The sequence below is a fragment of the Pseudomonas profundi genome (assembly GCF_008638305.1).
GTDB lineage: Bacteria > Pseudomonadota > Gammaproteobacteria > Pseudomonadales > Pseudomonadaceae > Halopseudomonas > Halopseudomonas profundi.
Window position 1 is genome coordinate 53,263 of record NZ_VTPZ01000005.1, and the last position, 17,639, is coordinate 70,901.

General features: G+C 59.8%; 18 protein-coding genes. 4 read left to right on the plus strand and 14 right to left on the minus strand.

The window, feature by feature from the left end:
• The first annotated feature begins 67 nt into the window (after positions 1-67).
• The 4 genes from flgA (at position 68) to FZE95_RS08310 (ending at position 2,588) form a co-directional block, all read left to right on the plus strand.
• Positions 68-778, plus strand: a complete 711-nt coding sequence (gene flgA, locus FZE95_RS08295; protein ID WP_150300397.1) for a flagellar basal body P-ring formation chaperone FlgA — start codon at positions 68-70, stop codon at positions 776-778.
• Positions 779-919: 141 nt separating this feature from the next.
• A complete protein-coding gene (gene flgM, locus FZE95_RS08300) occupies positions 920-1,240 on the plus strand; it encodes a flagellar biosynthesis anti-sigma factor FlgM (protein WP_150300398.1) in 321 nt (106 codons plus the stop codon).
• 26 nt (positions 1,241-1,266) lie between these two features.
• Positions 1,267-1,725 carry a flagella synthesis protein FlgN gene (locus FZE95_RS08305; protein WP_150300399.1) on the plus strand — a complete coding sequence of 153 codons (459 nt, stop codon included), beginning with the start codon at positions 1,267-1,269 and terminating at the stop codon, positions 1,723-1,725.
• Between the two features lie 116 nt (positions 1,726-1,841).
• A complete protein-coding gene (locus tag FZE95_RS08310) occupies positions 1,842-2,588 on the plus strand; it encodes a flagellar brake protein (protein WP_150300400.1) in 747 nt (248 codons plus the stop codon).
• Between the two features lie 299 nt (positions 2,589-2,887).
• Here FZE95_RS08310 and FZE95_RS08315 read toward each other — a convergent pair whose 3' ends face one another.
• The 14 genes from FZE95_RS08315 to benA all read right to left on the minus strand — a co-directional run bounded on the left by FZE95_RS08315 (position 2,888) and on the right by benA (position 17,629).
• Complete coding sequence (locus FZE95_RS08315) at positions 2,888-4,207, minus strand: MFS transporter (RefSeq protein ID WP_150300401.1); 1,320 nt, start codon at positions 4,205-4,207, stop codon at positions 2,888-2,890.
• A 393-nt stretch (positions 4,208-4,600) separates the two neighbouring features.
• On the minus strand, positions 4,601-5,389 hold the full coding sequence (gene pcaD / locus FZE95_RS08320) for a 3-oxoadipate enol-lactonase (RefSeq protein ID WP_150300402.1): 789 nt from the start codon (positions 5,387-5,389) through the stop codon (positions 4,601-4,603).
• Between the two features lie 135 nt (positions 5,390-5,524).
• Positions 5,525-6,730: a 3-oxoadipyl-CoA thiolase gene (pcaF, locus tag FZE95_RS08325; RefSeq protein WP_150300403.1), complete on the minus strand. Its 1,206-nt coding sequence runs from the start codon at positions 6,728-6,730 to the stop codon at positions 5,525-5,527.
• Positions 6,727-7,509 carry a CoA-transferase subunit beta gene (locus FZE95_RS08330; protein WP_150300404.1) on the minus strand — a complete coding sequence of 261 codons (783 nt, stop codon included), beginning with the start codon at positions 7,507-7,509 and terminating at the stop codon, positions 6,727-6,729. The genes pcaF and FZE95_RS08330 overlap by 4 nt, the downstream gene beginning before the upstream one ends.
• Entirely contained in the window at positions 7,509-8,366 is an 858-nt protein-coding gene (locus FZE95_RS08335; protein WP_150300405.1) for a CoA transferase subunit A, read from the minus strand. The genes FZE95_RS08330 and FZE95_RS08335 overlap by 1 nt, the downstream gene beginning before the upstream one ends.
• A gap of 328 nt (positions 8,367-8,694) precedes the next feature.
• A complete protein-coding gene (locus FZE95_RS08340) occupies positions 8,695-9,903 on the minus strand; it encodes a benzoate/H(+) symporter BenE family transporter (RefSeq protein ID WP_150300406.1) in 1,209 nt (402 codons plus the stop codon).
• A gap of 198 nt (positions 9,904-10,101) precedes the next feature.
• Positions 10,102-11,034, minus strand: a complete 933-nt coding sequence (gene catA, locus FZE95_RS08345) for a catechol 1,2-dioxygenase (RefSeq protein ID WP_150300407.1) — start codon at positions 11,032-11,034, stop codon at positions 10,102-10,104.
• A 29-nt stretch (positions 11,035-11,063) separates the two neighbouring features.
• Positions 11,064-11,354: a muconolactone Delta-isomerase gene (gene catC / locus FZE95_RS08350; RefSeq protein WP_150300408.1), complete on the minus strand. Its 291-nt coding sequence runs from the start codon at positions 11,352-11,354 to the stop codon at positions 11,064-11,066.
• Between the two features lie 25 nt (positions 11,355-11,379).
• Entirely contained in the window at positions 11,380-12,501 is a 1,122-nt protein-coding gene (locus FZE95_RS08355) for a muconate cycloisomerase family protein (RefSeq protein WP_150300409.1), read from the minus strand.
• A 31-nt stretch (positions 12,502-12,532) separates the two neighbouring features.
• Positions 12,533-13,861, minus strand: a complete 1,329-nt coding sequence (locus FZE95_RS08360; RefSeq protein ID WP_150300410.1) for an MFS transporter — start codon at positions 13,859-13,861, stop codon at positions 12,533-12,535.
• 79 nt (positions 13,862-13,940) lie between these two features.
• Positions 13,941-14,720, minus strand: a complete 780-nt coding sequence (locus FZE95_RS08365) for a 1,6-dihydroxycyclohexa-2,4-diene-1-carboxylate dehydrogenase (protein ID WP_150300411.1) — start codon at positions 14,718-14,720, stop codon at positions 13,941-13,943.
• A gap of 38 nt (positions 14,721-14,758) precedes the next feature.
• The gene (benC, locus tag FZE95_RS08370; protein ID WP_150300412.1) at positions 14,759-15,769 is read right to left on the minus strand and encodes a benzoate 1,2-dioxygenase electron transfer component BenC; all 1,011 of its coding nucleotides are present in this window, start codon (positions 15,767-15,769) and stop codon (positions 14,759-14,761) included.
• A 10-nt stretch (positions 15,770-15,779) separates the two neighbouring features.
• Positions 15,780-16,268, minus strand: a complete 489-nt coding sequence (benB, locus tag FZE95_RS08375; RefSeq protein ID WP_150300413.1) for a benzoate 1,2-dioxygenase small subunit — start codon at positions 16,266-16,268, stop codon at positions 15,780-15,782.
• Positions 16,268-17,629, minus strand: a complete 1,362-nt coding sequence (benA, locus tag FZE95_RS08380; RefSeq protein WP_150300414.1) for a benzoate 1,2-dioxygenase large subunit — start codon at positions 17,627-17,629, stop codon at positions 16,268-16,270. The genes benB and benA overlap by 1 nt, the downstream gene beginning before the upstream one ends.
• Positions 17,630-17,639: the final 10 nt, after the last annotated feature.

A 17,639-nucleotide genomic window follows, 5' to 3' on the forward strand; every position in this document is an offset into this window, starting at 1 on the left:
CACATTTCTTGCTTCAGGGGGTGCAAAGCGACATAAACCCGGCGCCATCTCTTCTAAGGTTTCCTGTATGCGTTTCAGTACACACTGCGCCGCGCTGACGATGCTGTTCTCCGCGAGCCTGTCTGCCAGCCCGCTCATAGATCAGCTTATCGGCGCGACTACGGCTTTTCTTGAGCGCGAAATTCAAACGCATCTGCAGCAGAGCACCCGCCAGGCTCGCTACAGTATTGAGGTCAACCGTCTGGATCCGCGCCTGCGTCTGGCGGTCTGCCCTGACGATGCATTGAAAGCCAGCCTGGAAAGCCCTGCTGTACCGGTGGGACGCGTCACTGTGCGCCTTTCCTGCGAAAGCGATGTGCGCTGGCGATTGTTCGTTCCTGCGCAGGTCAGCCTGTTTGAGGATGTTCTGGTCGCGGTGCGTCCGTTAGGCCGCCAGGATGTTATCAGCGCGAGTGATGTCGCCCTGATGGAACGCGACACCGGGCTGCTCAACGGCGCTTATCTGACCGACCCACAACAGGTCGTGGGGATGCGTCTGCGCAGGCCGATCGCCGCCGATACCGTTGTCAGCCCAGCGCAACTGGAGCAGGATGAAATTGTTAAACGTGGCGACAAGGTCGTGATCAGCGCCGCCAATACGCAGATATCGGTGAAAATGCCCGGAGAAGCGCTGGAGGGCGGAACGGTAGGCTCGCAGATTCGCGTCAGGAATACGCGCTCCGGCCGCACGGTCAGCGCGAGAGTGGTCGCCCCCGGCCAGGTGTCGGTGGCAATGTGATACCTCTGGCGAACTTGGCTATACTGCGCATTCGGAATGCTAAATGCGAACCAGTCCACATAGTTTTCGCGCAATCACTAAAGGTTTAGCTGCCTCGGCCGTTACAGCTATTAGCGAAGCATTCAGTCTGAGGATAAAGCGATGGTTATCAACTTCAACACTGCCAACGGAGCCAACAGTGCCGGGCGCACAGCCCAGGCCGAGGCGGCTGCAGGCAAACGCGACGTGGCTGTGGAAAACAACGCAGCTGACAAGCCGGGCGTGGATAAATCCGCCTCGGGTGAGTCGTCAGTCAAGCTGAGCGATCAGGCCCAGCAAATGAAATCGATCGAAGCACGGCTAAAGGATTTGCCGGAAGTGGACAGCGAACGGGTAGCGCAGCTCAAGCAAGCGATAGCGGACGGCAGTTACAAGCTGGACAGCGGCCGCATTGCCGATAAATTGTTGGGACTCGAAGACTGAGAGGCTTCGGGTCGGTGGAGACGTAGATGACGCTCAAGCAGCTATTTGATCAGGCCGCCAGTGACTGCGAACAGTTCGTCGAACTGCTCGACAGAGAACAGCAGGCGCTGATACAGAACGACATGGTTACGCTTGAGTCGCTGCTCACCAGCAAGGCTCCGCTGGTGTCTGCGCTGAACAGCCATGACCAGCAGATCAACGATCAGGCGCGTCAGCTGGGCAAAACACCCGAGCAAACCATGGAAGCTTTTCTGGAGTCGCTTGGTCAGATGGAGTTGATCGAAAGCTACCAGTCGCTCAGACAGCACCTGACCCGTTGCCGCGATGCCAATCTGCGCAACGCGCGGCTGGTACGCCACAGCCAGCATGCCAACAGCCATCTGCTTGATCTGTTGCGCAACCAGGGCGAGTCAAGCCAGGCTGTTTACGACCGCCAGGGCCTCGCTACGCGCAGCCATTCGCAGCGGCCAATAATCAAGGCTTAGGGTCCCGCCACGGCGAGACCAGGTTAGCCAGCAACAAGGCGCATAAGGAGTGGGTAGCCCATAGCCAGCATGCTATACAATGCTTCCCTTGCCATGCCTATTGTCGAGATTCTCCAGTGTCCAGCTTATTAGTGCCAGAAACCGGCCCGCAGCCACCCAGGGAAGTCCGCTCGCCCGTCGAGATCAATGCACTGCTGAAGACTTTGCTGCAATCGCGCGATCAGCTGATCGTCAGCTTTCCCGAACGTAGCCAGAAATTCCAGAGTTTCATCGTTGCAGTCGACCCGGCAAACCATCAACTCTGGATAGATGAACTGGTCCCGAAGGAAGGCGATCGGTACATCACAGAAGGTGAGTCATTTCGGATTGATGCCTGGCATGAAGGCGTTCACCTGCGCTGGCATTGCGCCGCAGCGCAGCGACTTATTCTGGAAGGGGCACCCGCTTACTGCGCCGCCCTCCCAGGACAGCTTATCTATCACCAGAAGCGTGGCGCATTCCGAGCCATGGTCCAACGGACATTGGAAACAGGTGTGACGCTGGAAAGCGATAAAATTCAACTGAGCGGCCACCTGTTCGATATCTCAGCTACCGGGTGCAAGGCGCTCCTTGCTTCAGACCAGACTCGGACGCTACACCCGGGCGCCGTCATCGAGGCCTGCCAGCTCTATCTGCCTGAGACCGGAACACTGGATATTGCGGTCGAAGTCCGCCACGTGTCGTATGACGAAAACCGGGATGAATCCTATGTCGGTCTCAGATTTCGACAGCCCGGCCCTCAGGCTCAGCGGCAGGTGGACCGCTTCGTCAACTACCTGCAGCGTGAAGCACGCCGCCTGGAAAAGCGCGACGACCTGTTCTGATGTAGCCGAAGGCATCCCACCTCGAGGGTGTGGCGCGCTTGTGCTATGGCACGATTTGCAGGGCCCCTGACCCTGTCGGCGAGCAGGCGCTCACCAACCCCAGGAGCGCGCCTGCACTACAGTTGATATTTGCAGCAGCATCAGAACCCGTGAACACGCCCGAACGTGCCCGAAGCGCGTGCCAGCTCGGCGCCCCCTGGGGGTGTAGCGCGCCTGCGCTACGCCAATGTTTACGACAGTACCTTCGATACGCCCGAAAAGCATGCCCACCGCAGGACCAGCAGTGCGCCCGGATCAGATCACCCCGGTCGATGGTCTTCCTGGTCGGCATCAAGGTCCGCTGTGCTTGGATAGCTATCAGTCTCGTCCCGCATATGATCCTCGACAAACTGCTCGTCAACACGCGGATCAAGCGCTGCGGAAAGTGGCGAGCTCGCCAGGTTACCCGCCGCAGGCATGTAATGACTCGGCTCGGCCTGCAGGTGCTCTCCCGTAACACGGCTCGGGCGTACGTTGATAACGAGAAACATGCTGGATATCGCCATGAACACATAGAGCATTCCCGGGCCGCCGACTTTCATCAGCGCCGAACTGAGCAAGGGGCCGGCGCTGGCGCCGAGCCCGAAGGTGATTAACAGCATCGCCGACAGCAACACCCGTTCTTCCGGCCCGACGTGGTCGTTGGCCAGCGCCACCGCAAGCGGGTACAGGGTGAACGCCAGCATGCCGAACAACCCCGTCAGTATCAGCAATGCATAGCCTGGGACCACTGCCAGCCCCATCACCAGGGTGACGCCAGTAAGGATAATGGCGTTGAGCTGAATCATCTGGCTGCGATCAAGGCGGTCAGACATCCAGCCAACCGGCCACTGCGCCAATAGCCCCGCGCCAATCGCCACAGCCATGAACACACCGACCTGAGACGTCTCCAGCCCAACGCCCGAGGCGTATACCGGCGCCATCCCGTAGAACGAGCCCAGTAGCAAACCCGATACGGCAACAGTTGCCAGTGCCAACGGGATGCGACGTAAAAAGAAACCGATGCGCAACGGTGCGGGGTGCAGGGGGGCCGGGTGCAAGCTCTTGGTTACCGCGACTGGCACCAGGCATAGAGAGAAACACATGGCGACGAACAGGATATGGCGAATGTTCAGCTCCGGCATCAGGGTGAACACAAACTGACCGAGCATCAAACCCAGGAAGGTAACCACCATATAACCGGCGAACACCGTTCCGCGCTGGTGGGATTCAGCCTGCTCGTTGAGCCAGCTTTCCAGAACCATGTACTGACACATCATCGCCATGCCGACCAGGACCCGCAGGAACAACCACAACTGAACGCTTTCCGACAGCGCATGCCCCAGCACCGAGGCGGTCACTACGCCAGCGCTGGCCACGAACGCACGTATATGCCCTACCCTCGCAATCAACCGATGGCCCACCGAGGCGCCACCAACCAGGCCCACGTAGTAACAGGTCATCAACGCACCAATCCATATCTCGCTCACTCCGCGCGCAGACAGACTCAAGCCGATATACGTACTCAGCAGGCCGCTGCCCAGGAGCATCAACAAGGTAGCGAAATACAGGGAGGAGAAGGCAGTAAGGGCTTTGGGCATTAATACTCCAGGTACAATCTGATTAACAGGCAGGTGATTCAATTGCTATTGAGGATAGCCTCTATCGCCAGGGAGTTCCCGGACGCATGAGCTATGCCCAATAGCTTTAACAGGTTTGGTTGACGCTGAGGTTGCAGATGCCGAATCTGACGAGTCGCATTCGGGAGCTGACAGGTCGGGAAAACCGCGCAGCTTACTGACAGTACCGCAGTGAAGATAGTCCCCTTTGAGCCTGGGGTACAATTTTCTGACGAAGCCGGTGGCGCCCTGTCCGCCAGCAACCGAAGCCTGGCTGCGCGCATGCCATTTCAGCGGATAGCAATGCGATGAAGGTAGCAGCGACCGGTGCCCTGCCGGCCGCTAACTCTGCGCACAGAGTAATGAACAAGCCGCTTATTTCTTCAGGAACGCCAACACCCTGCGGGTGAACTCATCGCCCATCTGAACGTTGGACAAATGCGCCGCGTTGAACTCAACCAGCTCGGCACCTTCGATCGAAGCCTGCATATAGCGTGCGTGCTCTGGGGTGGTGACCTCATCGCCCGTACCGGCAACAATCAGGGTAGGCACCTTGATTGATTCCAGCTGGCCGCGGAAATCGGCGTCCCTGACTGCCGCACAGTTGCCTGCGTAGCCTTCGGGCGACGTCGCAGCCAGCATCTGGGTAATACGCTCAACGGTCTGCGGATTGGACCCAACGTAATCGGGAGTGAACCACCGCGCAACCGAACCATCACGCAGCTCACGCATGGCCTGTTCCCTGCCCTTGAGCACCGTATCGATACGCCCGTTCCATACGTCGTCATTGGCGATCTTGGCGGCGGTATTGCACAGGATCAGCTTGTCGAGGCGCTGACCGGCGTTGATGCCAAGCCACTGGCCGATCAGGCCGCCCATCGAGAGACCGCAGAACGAGGCGCGCTCGATTTCCAGTGTATCCAGCAGCGCCAGCACGTCCTGTCCAAGCTGCTCGATATTGTAAAAGCCTTCACTGACCACAGACTTGCCGTGGCCACGGGTGTCGTAGCGCAGCACCTGCAGGTCCTTGGCGAAGGCGGGCATTTGCGTATCCCACATACCCAGGTCGGTTCCCAGGGAATTGCTCAGCACCAGAACCGGCGCACCGGCCGGACCTTCTAGCTGGTAATGCATGGTGCCGTTGGCAGTTTCTACAAAAGACATAGGAGACTCCTTCTACAAGGTGAAAGGATAGTATTCAGACTCTATCAAGCCGCCAGATACAGCAGCCCGAACGTAAAACGCCCCGGACGCTGAACAAGAGGGTCCGGGGCGATAGAGCTTTCGATTCAAATGAGATCAGATGCGCTCAAGCGCAAACGCGGCGCCCTGCCCGACACCCACACACATGGTCGCCAGACCGCGACGGCCGCCGGATTTTTCCAGCTGATGCACGGCCGTCAATACCAGACGCGCGCCACTCATGCCCAGGGGATGACCCAGAGCAATGGCGCCGCCATTTGGATTGACCTGTGGCGCATCGTCAGACAGACCCAGATCGCGCAGGACTGCCAATCCCTGACTGGCGAAGGCTTCGTTCAGCTCGATCACATCGAAATCCGTTACCTGAAGCTCCAGACGCTGCAGCAGCTTGCGCACGGCGGGTACCGGCCCGTAACCCATGACACGGGGTGCTACGCCGGCGCTGGCCATACCCAGCACCCGTGCACGCGGCGTCAGCCCATTTTTCTTCACCGCTTCCGAGCTGGCAAGAATCAGGGCCGCCGCACCGTCGTTCACGCCAGAAGCATTGCCAGCGGTTACCGTCTTGTCCGGACCATTCACCGGTTTGAGTTTGGCCAGCGCTTCGGCCGTAGTCTGCGGACGCAGATGCTCATCCTGCTCAATCACCGTGTCGCCCTTGCGACCCTTGATGGTGATCGGCACGATTTCGTCGGCAAAAAATCCGGCCTCCTGCGCCGCCCCAGCACGTTGCTGGCTGCGCAGTGCGAAGGCGTCCTGGTCTTCGCGGGAGATCCCGTAATCCGCAGCGACGTTATCGGCGGTCTGCGGCATGGAATCCACACCGTACTGCTCTTTCATCAATGGATTGATGAAGCGCCAGCCAATGGTGGTGTCCTCGAGTTTCTGGCCACGGCCAAAGGCCGTATCGGCCTTGCCCATGACATAGGGCGCGCGGGACATCGATTCGACGCCCCCAGCAACGGCCAGCTCCATTTCACCACTGGCGATGGCGCGGAAGGCAGCGCCCACCGCATCCATCCCCGAGGCGCACAGGCGGTTCAGTGTGATACCGGGAACGCTTTCCGGCAGGCCGGCCAGCAACAGCGCCATACGCGCGACGTTACGGTTATCCTCGCCCGCCTGGTTGGCGCAGCCCATGAATACCTCGTCCACCTGAGCAGGATCCAGCGACGGATTGCGCTCAAGCAGTGCCTTCAATGGCGCAGCAGCCAGGTCATCTGCACGGACAGCAGACAGGCCGCCACCGAAGCGACCAATGGGCGTGCGTATCGCGTCACAGATAAAGACATCGCGGCTCACTCTTCACCTCCGGCCTGACCGTGGGCGGCAGCGGTGCGGGCTTCCAGCGCGCGCAACGCTTCCAGCTCTTCGGGCTTCGGCGCTTCAGTCTCGGCGACATTGTCGGCGAAACGGATCTTCCAACCGGTATTTTCGACGACCTGCTCGCGGGTGATACCCGGATGCAGCGAGGTCACTACGAATTCCCGGGTGCCCTCCTCGGGCTCCATGATGCACAGATCGGTGATGATCGCCATCGGACCGGCGCCGGGCAGACCCAGCCGTTGCCGGTGGTCGCCACCATCGCCGTGGCCCACCGAGGTAATGAATGACAACTTGTCGACAAAGGTGCGATGCGACTGCTTGAGGATAATCAGTACTTCCTTCGCGCTTCCGGCAATTTCCGGTGCGCCACCGGCGCCCGGCAGGCGAACCTTGGGCTGGTTGTAGTCCCCGATCACCGTGGTGTTGATGTTGCCGAACCGGTCAACCTGCGCCGCACCGAGAAAGCCGATATCGATACGTCCACCCTGCAGCCAGTAACGGAAAATCTCGCCAGTGGGCACCACAGTGTCAGCCGTTTCAGCCAGCTCACCATCGCCGATCGAGAGCGGTAATACGCTGGGCTTGCAGCCAATCGGGCCGGACTCATAAATCAGGACCACGTCAGGCGAGGTCGTCAGCCGCGCGAGGTTTGCGGCCTTGGATGGCAGGCCGATACCGACAAAACACACAGCGCCGTTCTTGAGGCGACGCGAGGCGGCCACGGTCATCATTTCATTGGTGTTGTAGGCAGTCATTATTTGCCCTCCTGCGGTGCGGCAAGCTTGGCTTGAAACTCACCGAAATCAGCGGTGCCGCGGATGTATTCATCAATCCAGGCGGAAAAGGTCTCGCGGTCGCGGGCGATCGGATCCCAGCTCTGGTAAAAGCGGTTGTCCCGTTCGGTATAGCCCAGCGCGTAGGACGGATGCGCACCGCCCGGCACGTGGCAGACGGCGGTCAGCGCCCATTGCGGCAACACGCAGGAATTCATCGGTGCTTCGAGGTCATCGACGATTTCCTCAACGGTGACGATGCAGCGCTTGGCGGCCAGCGCGGCTTCCTTCTGCACGCCAAGGATGCCCCAGAGCAGTACGTTGCCCTTGCGGTCCGCCTTCTGCGCGTGGATCACAGTGACGTCGGGGCGCACCGAAGGTACTGCAGCCAGCTCTTCGCCGGTAAACGGACAGGTCACGCTCTTGATCAGCGGATTGACCTTGGGCAAATCCGATCCCGCATAGGCGCGCAGAACGGCAAAGGGTAGATTCGAGGCGCCGGCAATGTAGGCGTTGGCCAGATCAGCATGGCTGTGCTCTTCAATTTCCAGCGGCTTGGGCCAGCCCTTCTCGACCGCGTCACGCAGACGATGCAGGGATCCGACGCCCGGGTTGCCGCCCCAGGAGAAAATCAGCTTCTTGGCACAGCCCGCGCCGATCAGCAGGTCGTACACCAGATCGGGCGTCATGCGGATCAGGGTCAGGTCCTGCTTGTTCTGACGGATGATCTCGTGCGACGCAGCGGTCGGAATGAGATGGGTAAAACCTTCGAGGGCGATGCTGTCGCCATCGTTGACGTAGCGGTCAATCGCTTCGGCAAGGGAAATGATCTTGGACATCGGTATAGCTCTCGACTGAATGAGGGGAGCCACCTACAGGGGTGGCGTGAGTTCTACCTTATGCTGATGCAGTCCTGCAAACAATCCGATTATCGGATTAACGTTCGATTATCGAACGCAACAGTTCCCGCGTTGAGAGGCAGCCAAACGGAGATGAGCCCCGACGCGGGAAGCTCGAGTATCACGGGCCGCGATCGGACTCGCCCCCCGGCAGCACCGACAGTGCTGCCCGAAGCAAAACGCAGCGCTGTGGAGGATCAAGTTCCACCTCGACCAGAAGCGTCGTTGAACAGTACGCTGGCCGGGATGGAACCCGGCCCTGCATAGATCAGCGAGCGGGTTCCTGCTCCGCAACGTGCTGGTCCGGTGCAGGCCGGCGCAGGCTCAGCAGCAGGTGAGCCGCTACGCCGAAAATCAGCCCCCAGAACGCGGCGGACAGGCCGAGGAATGACATCCCGGACGCCGTCACCAGAAAGGTGATGAGCGCCGCCTCCCGGTCACTCGGTACCGCCATGGCGCCGGTAAGTGCACCGGCGATCGCGGCAAACAGCGCGAGGCCAGCAAGCGCGGCAATCAACTCAGCGGGAAAAGCAGTGAACAGCGAGACCAAGGTGGCGCCAAACAGCCCGAGCACCAGGTAGGTCAGCCCTCCAACCACGCCGGCAACATATCGCCGTTTCGGATCAGGATGCGCTTCGGGCCCGGTGCAGATCGCGGCAGTAATCGCCGCCAGGGTCAGACCGTGGCAGCCAAACGGCGCCAGCAACAACGAGCCCACAGCACTACTACTGATGATCGGACTCGCGGGGGTCGCATATCCCGAAGCACGCATCACGGCGATACCAGGCACAAACTGCCCGGTCAACGCAACCATCACCAATGGCAGCGCAATGTTCAGTACAGCAGAAAGACTGAATTCAGGCGTAATCCAGACCGGTACAGCCAGTCCGATTACCAGTGCATCCTGGCGCAGATCGCCGCTGGCCAACGCAATCAGACAACCGACCACCAGCACAGCCATGACCGCATAGCGTGGCATCAGGCGCTTGCCCAGCAGATAGGTGACGAACATTGCCAGCACCAGAACCGGCCGCGACTCCAGCGATACGAATAGCCCTGTGCCAAATCGAAACAGTATCCCCGCCAGCATTCCCGCGGCAATGGCTGCTGGCAGCTTGCTGATGATCCGGTCGAAGGCGCCAGTTACCCCGACAATGAAAATAATCACCGAGGCGACGATATAGGCGCCCACCGCTTCGTTAAGACTGACCTCAGGCAGCAGCGAAACCAGAAGCGCCGAGCCCGGCGCTGACCAGGCGATGATCACCGGTACCCTGTAACGCAGGCTCAAGCCAATACCCAGCACGGCGCTGCCGATGGATATTGCCCAGACCCAGGAGGACAGTACGGCATGGGACATTCCGGCGCTTTCTGCGGCCTGGAACACAATGACCAGCGGGCCGGCGTAGGAGATGATGGTAGCGATCAGGCCAGCCACCGCGGCGGACAGAGAAAAATCCTTAACCAGAGCTTTCATGGAATCTCGTCACAGGATCAAGGAGGGGGAGTAACGCTGGGGTCTGCTGCCGTTGCGTCGCGGTTGCAACGAAATGGCAGCAGATCCTGACCAGGCTCCGGCCAGAACCTGCGAAGGGTATCGCAGGCTTGTCCGGAGAAAGACGCCGATCTTGTGGATCAACGCCAGAACACAGAGCGGGCTGATGCCCGGCTCGAATCAGGCATCCTGCAAAGCGCGCGGGCGTGCACTGCGCTGTTCAGCATCGGCCGCTGGCGCGGACTGCAGCTGGAAGTCGAAATCGATGGTTGCAAAGCGACCTTCGACGCCCCGCTCGCTTGCCGCGGCAGCATCTTCAACGAACTGAATATCGGCGATCAGACCTTCACGGGTTGCGTAGGCAAAGTCGTCCCACAGATGCTCATCGCCGGCGAAGTTGAACTGGGTCGTCAGGTGACGATACCCGGGAGCCGAGATGAAGAAGTGCACGTGCGCAGGGCGCTGACCGTGACGACCCAGCTGATCCAGGACTTCCTGAGTCGGGCCTTCAGGCGAGCAGCCATATCCGGATGGCACGATGGTGCGCGCGCGGTAGTAGCCTTCGGCATCGGTGATGATCCGGCGGCGCAGGTTATATTCCGGCTGGCTCTTGTCGAAGTAGGAATAGTTGCCCTGCTCGTTGGCATGCCACAGGTCCACGGTGGCGCCGGCAACAGGCTTGCCGTCGATGTCAATCACTCGACCGGAGAGAAACAGCGGCGTGCCCTGCTCTTCGCCTTCAAACATGACAGCTTCTCCCTGGCAGATCGGCGCGCCAGCAACATACAGCGGGCCCTCGATCGTGCGCGGCGTGCCACCGGTCAGACCGGCCTGCTCGTCCTTGGCATCTTCCAGTAGATCGATGAAATGCTCGACACCCAGACCAGCAACCAGCAATCCGGCTTCGCCACTGGCGCCCAGGCGGTTGACATAGTCGACTGCGGTCCAGAATTCGTCCTGGGTTACCTCCAGGTCTTCGATGATCCTGGCGGTGTCCTGCAGAATGCGATGCACCAGCGCCTTGACCCGCGGGCTGCCCTGCTCGTTGCCTAAACCGCTGGCTTCTTCGAGGAATTTCTGGATTTCAGTGTTCTGTGTGATTGTCACGGACATGGTGTTTACCTCTTTTGTTCTAATGGAAATCAGCGGTCATCGTCACGGATGGATGAGGGATGACGGCACAATCCGTCGACCTCGATATCCATGTAGGGGTAAAGCGGCAAGCTCATCAGGGTGTCGTGCAGCTCCTCGACGCTCGCTACATCAAATATGCTGTAGTTGGCATAGAAACCGGCAATACGCCACAGGTGACGCCACTTGCCTTCGCGCATCAGCCCCTGAGCCAGGGCCTTCTCTTCGGCCTTGATCTTCGCGGCCTGCGCCGGATCCATATCGAGCGGCAGGTTGACGGTCATTTTCACGTGGAAAAGCATACTTATTTCCTCAGCTGGTAATTGATTAGCTACGGCGGAAGAACGCCAGGCGCTCTTCGTCCAGGGTCAGGCCGAGGCCCGGATTACGCGGCACTTCAAGCTGGAATTCGCGGTACACCGGCGCCTCGACGATAATCTCCTCGGTCAGTAGCAGCGGACCGAACAGCTCGGTGTGCCAGGTCAGCTTGTTCAGCGTGACGAAGGCATGTGCGGCAGCCATGGTGCCCACCGAGCCTTCCAGCATGGTTCCGCCATACAGCGAGATACCGGCAGCCTCGGCAATCTGTGCCGTACGCAGCACAGCGCGCGGCCCGCCGTTCTTGGCGATCTTCAGAGCAAAAATACTGGCGGCGCCGTCGGCGGCCAGGCTGAAGGCATCCTCAACACTCTCGATGGATTCATCAGCCATGATGGGCGCCGGGCTGCGCTGGTTCAGACGGATCTGCCCACTGCGGTTGATCCGCGCAATCGGCTGCTCGATCAGATCGATACCGTTATCGCCCAGCACCTGGCAGGCGCGTATAGCCACCGACTCGTCCCAGTACTGGTTGACATCAACCCGCACGCTGGCGCGGTCGCCCAGCGCCTGCTTGATGGCGATGACGTGGCGCAGGTCCTGGCTTACCTCGTTGGCACCAATCTTCAGCTTGAAGATCCGATGGCGGCGAATGTCGAGCATCTGCTCGGCTTCAGCAATGTCCTTTGCCGTATCACCACTGGCCAGTGTCCAGGCCACTTCCAGCCCCTCACGTACGCGGCCACCCAGCAGTTCACTGACCGGCAATCCGAGCCGCTTGCCTTGAGCATCGAGCAAAGCGCTCTCGATCCCGGACTTGGCAAAGGTGTTGCCGGTGATAGCCTTGTTCAGACGCAGCATGGCGGCATTGATATTGGCGGCGTCCTGACCGATCAGCAGCGGCGCGAAATGGCTGTCGATGTTCTGCTTGATGCTTTCCGGACTTTCATTGCCATAGGCCAAGCCGCCAATCGTGGTGGACTCACCCAGACCTTCAATGCCATCCGAACAGCGCAGGCGAACGATCACCAGCGTCTGGTTCTGCATGGTATGCATCGCCAGCTTGTGCGGGCGGATGGTCGGCAGATCGACGATGATCGTCTCGATATTCTCGATCAGTACTTGGTTCATAGCTTTCCAGTTCTCTTGCTTACTGTTGGTATCAGGCAACCGCCACCGGCTCGGCACGCACACCGCGCTCGCTGCTGATGGCGAATGCCATCATTGCGATAGCGGCGACCGCCCCCGGCAGGGCAAAGGCCATGAAGTTGTATTGCAACGGCAGCGCGATGCCCATCAGTGCACCACCCAGCAGGGGTCCGACGATCGCGCCGTTGCGGCCGATTCCGGAGGCCCATCCAAGGCCTGTCGAACGGATATTCATGTCATAGAACTGTGCGGCGCAGGCGTACAGCAGAATCTGCGAGCCAATGGTGGTCGCCCCGGCAATGGCGATCAGCCCATACAGCACCGGCATCGGGCTGTTGAATCCGAGTAGCGTCAGTGATGCCGCTGCCGCGACGAAGAAGCCAGCCAGCACGCGCGGCAGGTTGAGCCTGTCGCCCATGATGCCGCCGCCAACCGCCCCGATGATCGCGCCGATATTCAGTACCAGCAGGAACGACAGACTGGACCCCAGGCTATAACCGGCGCTGGCCATCAACTTGGGCAACCACGAACTCAGCGCGTAAACCATCAACAGGCAGCAGAAGAACGCCACCCACAGAGCCAGGGTGCGCAGCATCCGGCCTTCGGTAAACAGCTGCACGACTGGAGCGCCTGCGGTGATTTCCGAGCCCATCTGCAGTTCGCCTACAGCCAGGTCATATTCGGGGTTCACCCGTTTGAGTATGGCCCGTGCTTCCTCATCGCGCCCGTTGCGCAGCATGAAACCGGCCGACTCGGGCAACATCAGCAGCACCAGCGGCAGCAACAACAACGGGATACCCGCCACGAAGAACACCGATGACCAGCCAAACTGTGGGATCAGTACCATGCCCAGCCCGGCCGATAACATGCCGCCCACCGAGTAGCCGCTGAACATGATCGCCACCAGCGTGCTACGGATCTTTTTCGGTGCGTATTCGTTCATCAGCGCAACGACGTTGGGCATCACGCCGCCAATCCCCAGCCCGGCGATAAAGCGCGCGATCCCAAATTCGGTCGGATTACGCGCGAAGCCGTTCAGCACCGTAAAGCCACTGAACAACACCACGCAGATTGCGATGGCTTTCTTACGGCCGATGCGATCGGCCAGGGTGCCGAAAATCAACGCACCGAACATCATCCCAAACAACGCATAGCTACCAAGCGCGCCGGCCTGCAACGGGGTCAGGCCCCACTCTTCCATCAGTACTGGCAGCACGACGCCATAAATAACCAGGTCATACCCGTCAAAAACAATGATCAGCGCGCACCAGAACAGCAGCATCCAGTGGAAGCGGTTGAAGCGCGCATTGTCGATCACATCGTGTACATCAATTTTTCGCATGGCTTTGTCTCTCTTGTTTTTATAGGTCGAGGTCACGCCGTTCGGAGCCGGTGTCACCGGTATCTACCGCACGCTGCTTTTAGCCGAGATCGCCGCCCGCCACCGGCAGGGTTACACCGGTGATGTAGTTGGCATCATCGGAGGCCAGGAACAGAATCGCGCCAGCCTGCTCGTCGATGGTGCCGTAGCGTTTCATCAGGCTACTGTCGACGGTCTGGTCGACGATCTGCCGATACCAGATCTTTTCCTGCTCGCTCTGCTCGGCGGTGTTGCGTGGAATACGGCGCGGAGGCGCTTCGGTACCGCCTGGCGCGGTGGCGTTCACGCGCACACCACGCCCGGCCGTTTCCAGCGCGAGACAGGCGGTCAGCGCATTGACGCCACCCTTGGCCGCGCCATAGGGCACCCGGTTTACGCCACGGGTAGCCACGGAAGAAACGTTGACGATGGCCCCGCCGCCCTGCTCCAGCATTTGCGGCAATGCGGCGTGGCAGCACCAGAGCGTGGGGAACAATGAACGCCGCACTTCGGCTTCAATCTCGTGCTCCTGATAGTGCTCGAAGGGCTTGGCCCAGATGGTGCCGCCGACGTTATTGATCAGGATATCCAGACGACCGAAGCGCTCGACCGCGGCCTTCATCACCCGGTTGCAGTCAGCAAACTGTTCAAGGTCGGCGGTCAGGGTCAGCACTTCGGCTCCCTGCGCGCCGAGCTCGATGGACAGCTCATGCACCAGCTCTGAACGGTCGACCAGCACCAGCTGGCCTCCTTCTGCAGCCATGCGCTCAGCGACGCGCCGGCCGATGCCCTGCGCCGCACCCGTGATGACTGCGACCTTGTTACAAAAACGTTGTGTCATGTCAGCGGTCCTATGAATGAGTGAAACCCGGGAACAGATCAGGCGCTCGCGGCGAACTTCTCGAAGAAGAAATTCACCGGCTCGAGGCCCTGCTCACGCAGGTGTTGGCTGACGGATTCAACCATCGCCGGCGGACCGCACAGGTAGACGTCCACTTCCCCATCGTTCAGGTGCTTCGGCTCGATATGCTGGGTGACGTAGCCCTTGAGCGGGTGCGCGGTATCCGGGCTGGATACACAGGTGCTGTAGGTGAAATTGGGGATGCGCTGGGCAAAGTCGTCGAGCTTTTCCATTTCCACCAGGTCATGATCCTGCGACACGCCGTAGATCAGATGCAGCGGATGTTCACTGCCCTGGGCAGCAATCTTGTCGAGCATCGCAGTGAACGGTGCCAGACCGGTGCCACCGGCCAGCAACAGCAGCGGACGCTTGATGTCGCGCAGATAGAAGCTGCCCAGCGGACCCGCCAGACTCAGCGTATCGCCGGCCTTGGCCATGCCCGTCAGGAAGCTGCTCATCAGCCCGCCCGGCACGTTGCGAATCAGAAAGCTGACCTCGCCCTCGCGCGGCATGGAGCTGAAGGAATAGGCGCGGGTCTGATCGCTACCAGGGACCTGCAGGTTTACATACTGCCCAGGCAGGAACGCCAGACGATGCAGCGCTTCACCCTTGAGTGACAGCGCAATGGTGCTCTCCGACAGCTGGCGAATATCGCTGATGGCTGCCTCGATGCTGACCTGGGTGGTCTTGCACACCTCGCTGGAGGCCGGAACGCTGATGACGCAATCGCTCTCGGCAACCATCTGACAGGTCAACACATAGCCCTGCTCGGCTTCTTCTTCGCTCAGCGCGTCCTCGATATATTCTTCGCCGAGGTCGTAGCTGCCGGATTCAGCCTTGCACTTGCAGGTTCCGCAGGCGCCATCACGGCAGTCCAGCGGGACATTGATACCCTGGCGATAAGCGGCGTCAGAAACGATTTCACCGGGATTGGCATCGATGAAGCGGGTAACGCCGTCTTCGAAATTCAGTGCGATCATGTGGGTCATGACAGTGTCCTCAGAGATGGTAGACGTCGATCATCTGGCGGATGTAATCGTTCTTCAGCACCACTTTCTTGGCCTTGATCAGCGGCTGTTCACCACGCACGTCCAGGGTGTAGAAGCTGGTGCCGTAGAAATGATCGACGGTCTTGTAACGGAAGCTCAGGGTGTGCCAGTTGAAGCGCAGCTTGCACATGCCGTCAGCCTGCTCGAGCAGCTCGAGATTGTTGATGTTGTGCGAGGTGCGGGTGTCCGGCATGGTGGCGCTGGAGCGATCCGTACGGATACGGAACACGCGGTCTTCCAGTCCGCTGCGATTGCCGTACCAGATCAGCGAGATCTCGGTCTGCGGATCCTCGGTCAGACGATCCTGATCGTCCCAGGCAGGCATCCAGAAGGTGGCGTCAGAGGCATAGAGCTCAAGCCAGTTATCCCAGTCCTTGTCATCCAGGTAGCGCGCTTCGCGATACAGGAAGTCACGCGCTGTCTCGTAGGAAATAGTCATTACGCGCCCTCCACGTGGATCAGTTGGTCCTGTTCTTTCTCGGCAGCCCGTTTCATCGATTCCTGCCAGAACTTGTGCTGCAGCACGAACAAACCTTCGTCTTCACTGCGCGCGCCGCTCATGATCGGCTCCAGACCGATTTCTGCCGCGCCTTCATCGGCGCCGTCGATCCAGTGCTTGGCCCCGCGGGACATGTCATTCCATTCCATCGCGGTGCCTTTGTAGCCTTCCTGGCATGCACGGAATTCTTCCAGGTCGTCCGGCGTCGCCATGCCGCTGACGTTGAAGAAGTCTTCGTACTGGCGGATGCGGCGTGAACGCGCTTCGGCGCTTTCGCCACGGGGAGCGATGCAGTAGATGGTGACCTCGGTCTTGTCGACCGAAATCGGCCGGGCAACACGCAGTTGCGAGCCGAACTGGTCCATCAGATACAGGTTGGGATACAGGCACAGGTTGCGGGAATTCTCGATCATCCAGTCAGTACGAGCCTGGCCGAACTCCTCGATCATTTCCTCGCGGCGGCTGTAGAGCGGACGGTCTTCAGGGTTGTCCCAGCGCGTCCAGAGCAGCAGATGGCCGTTCTCGAAGGAATAGAAACCACCGCCCTTCTTGCCCCAGCCACCAGCACTCATGGCACGCACGTCGTCGCCCGCTTCGCGCAGCTTGCGCTGGTTCTGGGTGGCAGCGTAATTCCAGTGCACCGCGCTGACGTGGTAACCATCGGCACCGTTTTCCGCCTGCAACTTCCAGTTGCCTTCGTAGACATAGGTGGACGCACCGCGCAGCACTTCGAGGCCATCAGGCGACTGGTCGACGACCATATCGATGATTTTTTTCGATTCGCCGAGGAATTCGTCCAGCGATGCAACGTCCTCACGCAGGCTGCCAAACAGGAATCCGCGGTAGGATTCAAACCGCGCGACCTTCTTCAGGTCATGCGAGCCTTCGCAGTTGAAGCTGTCCGGGTAGCCTGCTTCCTTGGGATCCTTGACCTTCAGCAGCTTGCCGGAGTTATTGAAGGTCCAGCCATGGAAGGGACAGGTATAGGTCGACTTGTTGCCGCTCTTGTAGCGACACAGCATTGCGCCACGGTGACTGCAAGCGTTGATGAACGCATTCAGCTCGCCGTCCTTGTTCCGTGCGATGAAGATCGGCTGGCGACCCATATAGGTCGTGTAGTAGTCATTCTTCTCCGGAATCTGGCTCTCATGCGCGAGATACAACCAGTTCCCCTCGAAGATGTGCTTCATCTCCAATTCAAACAGACGAGGATTGGTGAAGATTTCACGTTTGCAGCGAAAAGTGCCCTTTTCGTGATCGTCTTCCAGCAGGCTATCAAGGTACTCGGGTCGCAAGGTCATGGCCAAGGCT

Coding starts and splice junctions, on each gene's coding strand:
- flgA (WP_150300397.1), top strand. CDS start 68: ATGCGTTTCAGTACACACTGCGCCGCGCTGACGATGCTGTTCTCCGCG.
- flgM (WP_150300398.1), top strand. CDS start 920: ATGGTTATCAACTTCAACACTGCCAACGGAGCCAACAGTGCCGGGCGC.
- FZE95_RS08305 (WP_150300399.1), top strand. CDS start 1,267: ATGACGCTCAAGCAGCTATTTGATCAGGCCGCCAGTGACTGCGAACAG.
- FZE95_RS08315 (WP_150300401.1), bottom strand. CDS start 4,207: ATGCCCAAAGCCCTTACTGCCTTCTCCTCCCTGTATTTCGCTACCTTG.
- pcaD (WP_150300402.1), bottom strand. CDS start 5,389: ATGTCTTTTGTAGAAACTGCCAACGGCACCATGCATTACCAGCTAGAA.
- FZE95_RS08330 (WP_150300404.1), bottom strand. CDS start 7,509: ATGACTGCCTACAACACCAATGAAATGATGACCGTGGCCGCCTCGCGT.
- FZE95_RS08335 (WP_150300405.1), bottom strand. CDS start 8,366: ATGTCCAAGATCATTTCCCTTGCCGAAGCGATTGACCGCTACGTCAAC.
- FZE95_RS08340 (WP_150300406.1), bottom strand. CDS start 9,903: ATGAAAGCTCTGGTTAAGGATTTTTCTCTGTCCGCCGCGGTGGCTGGC.
- catA (WP_150300407.1), bottom strand. CDS start 11,034: ATGTCCGTGACAATCACACAGAACACTGAAATCCAGAAATTCCTCGAA.
- catC (WP_150300408.1), bottom strand. CDS start 11,354: ATGCTTTTCCACGTGAAAATGACCGTCAACCTGCCGCTCGATATGGAT.
- FZE95_RS08355 (WP_150300409.1), bottom strand. CDS start 12,501: ATGAACCAAGTACTGATCGAGAATATCGAGACGATCATCGTCGATCTG.
- FZE95_RS08360 (WP_150300410.1), bottom strand. CDS start 13,861: ATGCGAAAAATTGATGTACACGATGTGATCGACAATGCGCGCTTCAAC.
- FZE95_RS08365 (WP_150300411.1), bottom strand. CDS start 14,720: ATGACACAACGTTTTTGTAACAAGGTCGCAGTCATCACGGGTGCGGCG.
- benC (WP_150300412.1), bottom strand. CDS start 15,769: ATGACCCACATGATCGCACTGAATTTCGAAGACGGCGTTACCCGCTTC.
- benB (WP_150300413.1), bottom strand. CDS start 16,268: ATGACTATTTCCTACGAGACAGCGCGTGACTTCCTGTATCGCGAAGCG.
- benA (WP_150300414.1), bottom strand. CDS start 17,629: ATGACCTTGCGACCCGAGTACCTTGATAGCCTGCTGGAAGACGATCAC.